The organism is Paenibacillus ihuae (assembly GCF_001368795.1).
Taxonomy (GTDB): Bacteria; Bacillota; Bacilli; order Paenibacillales; family Paenibacillaceae; genus Paenibacillus_AQ; species Paenibacillus_AQ ihuae.
In genome coordinates this window covers 1922147-1924883 of the sequence record NZ_LN831198.1, presented here as the reverse complement: position 1 = coordinate 1924883, position 2737 = coordinate 1922147, and the positions used below count along the sequence as shown (strand labels likewise).

The following is a 2737-nucleotide window of genomic DNA, read 5'->3' as shown; positions in this document are numbered from 1 at the left end:
ATCGAGGTCACCGGTTTGCTCATGACCGTCTCAACGGAGGTAGAGCCTGAGTGCTTGTCCGCATATCCCCTAAGCACCAGGTCACGGTCCGTTATCACACCAATGAGCTTTCTACCCGTTTCTGAATCAACTACAGGAATGAATCCCGTATCAAAATCTCTCATTTTGACGGCAACCTCATAAATGTTGTCTTGCAGCGTCACGGCTGCAGGCTGTGTTGTCATAACTTCCTTGACTGTTTTCAAAAAAGAACCCCCTGTCTGCTCAGTAATCTACGGAAGTAGGTTCTCCCCGAATTATGCTTTTTATGCGTCAAGAATATGAACTATTCATTAAGACAGGATTCAGCCAGTGCTACCAGCAGCTTCGCACCATGAAGCATTGCATCCTCATCGAAGTCGAATTTGCTGTGATGATGCGGATATACCGCATTTTTGTCCGGATTGCCGGCCCCCACAAAAATAAAGCAGCCAGGAATCTCCTTGACATAATAGGCAAAATCTTCGGCCGGCATGATCTTCTCCATCCGGATCACATTTACGGAGTCTCCAAGGGCTTCTGGAGCAACACGGAAAAATCTGTTGAACTCCGCTTCGTCATTGACGAGCGGCGGATACCCCATCATATAATCCACGTTCGCTTCTGCCCCGTATACCGCAGCTACAGAAACAGCCATTTCTTCGATTCTGCGGCGGATCAAATAACGGGTCTCCTCATCAAAAGCCCGGACCGTACCTGTAATCCGGCACCGTTCGGCAATAATATTCTGTGCAGATCCGCCCTGGATCGTTCCCACACTCAGAACGGCAGGCTGCAGCGGATCAACATTGCGGCTGACGATCGTCTGCAGCTGGGTCACAAGCGCCGCTGCAGCTACTATACTGTCTACCGTGCGGTGAGGGATGCCGCCATGTCCGCCTTTACCGGTGATATCAATAAAAAACTCATCCGCTGAAGCCATCAGCGGTCCCGGTGCACTACCGATCGTGCCGAGCGGCAGCGGTGTCCACAGGTGCAGGCCATAGACGGCATCTGCCCCCTCAAGCACCCCTTCGGCAATCATGTCCTTTGCTCCGCCGGGGCAGATTTCCTCAGCAGGCTGGAACAGGAAGCGCAGCTCCCCCCGGAGCTCCGCACGCCGGGTGCTGTAATAGGAAGCTGCTGCAAGCAGCATCGCTGTATGTCCGTCATGCCCGCAGGCATGCATAACACCATGGTTCTGCGAAGCATATTCGCTTCCGTTCTCTTCAGTAATATTCAGCGCATCCATATCGGCGCGCAGGACTACCGTCTTTCCCGGCTTGTCCCCCTTAAGAATCCCGGTCAGACCGAAGCCGGCACTGCTCCGTATGACTTCAATCCCGAATTCAGCCAATCGGGCGGCTACATAAGCTGATGTCTCTTTCTCCTGATACGACAGCTCCGGATGCATGTGCAGATGGCGGCGCCACGCCACCATATCCGGAAGCAGCTGTTCTAATAGCGTGTTCTCCATATCGCTTCCATTCCCTTCTACCATAGCCCGCTCCGGCAGACCTGCAAACGCAGCGTTTGCGCAGGTCTCCTGCCGCAAAGAACTATATTTCTTATATTGTAGCAGAAACGCAAAAAACTGTGTATCGATAGGCCCCGCCTACCTTGCGCATCCCCCGGAAACATACTATCATGAGGTAGAACATTAATAATTACGGTTACAAAATAATCATTATACTTCATAAGGGGGATATGTTCGCTATGATATTTGAGAACACTGGCCTCGTTGGATTAAAAAGCGACCTTCTTTATCTTGACGAGAGCGCGGCCAAAGCCGGATTCATCCGCTGGCAATGGGAATATTACCGCGCCACTTACGACTGTAAGATAGAAGACCATCAGAATGGCGGAGAATACTTCCTGCGGGTGAATACACGTGCTGTCGAAGGCAAGCTGGAAAAGCCCGATAGCATACTGGCCATTGAAGCCGTTTACTTGGGCAAGGCTACCTTCCCCCACGGCCTGGAGTACGACTCTCCGGTTCCACAGCCTATTCTGGATACTGCCGCCCAGCGGATTTTCGAGCTGAAAGTGCTGCTTGAAGCTTGAGTACAATGAAGGGAAAGACGAACAAAAAAGTCAGCCTGCCCAAAAGAGGAACACCCGATTTCCAGTTACTAATTCTCACTTTACTGCTAGTCGGCTTCGGACTCGTCATGGTGTTCAGCGCCAGCTCCAACCTGACTCTGGCAAGCGAAAAGTTCGGCAATGATCCATTATATTTTTTTAAGAATCAGATACAATGGGTAGTCGTGGGAACTGTTGTGATGTTCTTCGTAATGAATGTCCATTACAGCAAATTCAAGAAATGGTATGCTCCGATATTTCTGCTTACGCTTGTTCTGCTGTTCCTAGTTGCCTTCGCAGAGCGTACGAACGGCGCAAAGAGCTGGTTCAATATCGGGGGCCTGGGTATCCAGCCTACCGAGCTGGCCAAAATCTCCATTATTCTATATCTTGCTGCACTGATTACCAAAAAAGGCGAGCGGTTGAGAGACTTGCGCACCGGCTACATCCCGGTAATGGTGATAGTGGGAATCGTTGCAGGATTAATTATGATGCAGCCGGATCTGGGGTCCTGCTTAATCCTTGTAGCGACAAGCGGTCTGGTCATTTATGCCGGAGGGGCCAGCATGAAGCATATCCTTGCTTCCATTGCGCTGCTGGTGCTTGGTGTCGGGATCGTCATGGGCGCTAAGACTGC

Annotated in this window: 4 protein-coding genes; 2 read left to right on the top strand and 2 right to left on the bottom strand. The window is 51.1% G+C overall.

Features of this window, described 5'->3' with window-relative positions; genetic code table 11:
• Positions 1-245: CBS domain-containing protein (locus tag AQR02_RS08645; RefSeq protein WP_187388770.1), on the bottom strand; the 245-nt coding region annotated here is incomplete at its 3' end.
• A gap of 80 nt (positions 246-325) precedes the next feature.
• Positions 326-1495 carry a M20 family metallopeptidase gene (locus tag AQR02_RS08640; RefSeq protein WP_054942043.1) on the bottom strand — a complete coding sequence of 390 codons (1170 nt, stop codon included), beginning with the start codon at positions 1493-1495 and terminating at the stop codon, positions 326-328.
• A gap of 239 nt (positions 1496-1734) precedes the next feature.
• Here AQR02_RS08640 and AQR02_RS08635 point away from each other — a divergent pair, with 239 nt between their 5' ends.
• Complete coding sequence (locus AQR02_RS08635; protein ID WP_054940218.1) at positions 1735-2082, top strand: YugN family protein; 348 nt, start codon at positions 1735-1737, stop codon at positions 2080-2082.
• Between the two features lie 5 nt (positions 2083-2087).
• Positions 2088-2737 (top strand): FtsW/RodA/SpoVE family cell cycle protein (locus AQR02_RS08630; protein ID WP_245237591.1); only part of this gene is annotated, 650 nt, incomplete at its 3' end.

Bases quoted from the DNA above. Each gene is read 5' to 3' on its own strand.
- AQR02_RS08640 (WP_054942043.1), bottom strand. From the start codon at position 1,495: ATGGAGAACACGCTATTAGAACAGCTGCTTCCGGATATGGTGGCGTGG.
- AQR02_RS08635 (WP_054940218.1), top strand. From the start codon at position 1,735: ATGATATTTGAGAACACTGGCCTCGTTGGATTAAAAAGCGACCTTCTT.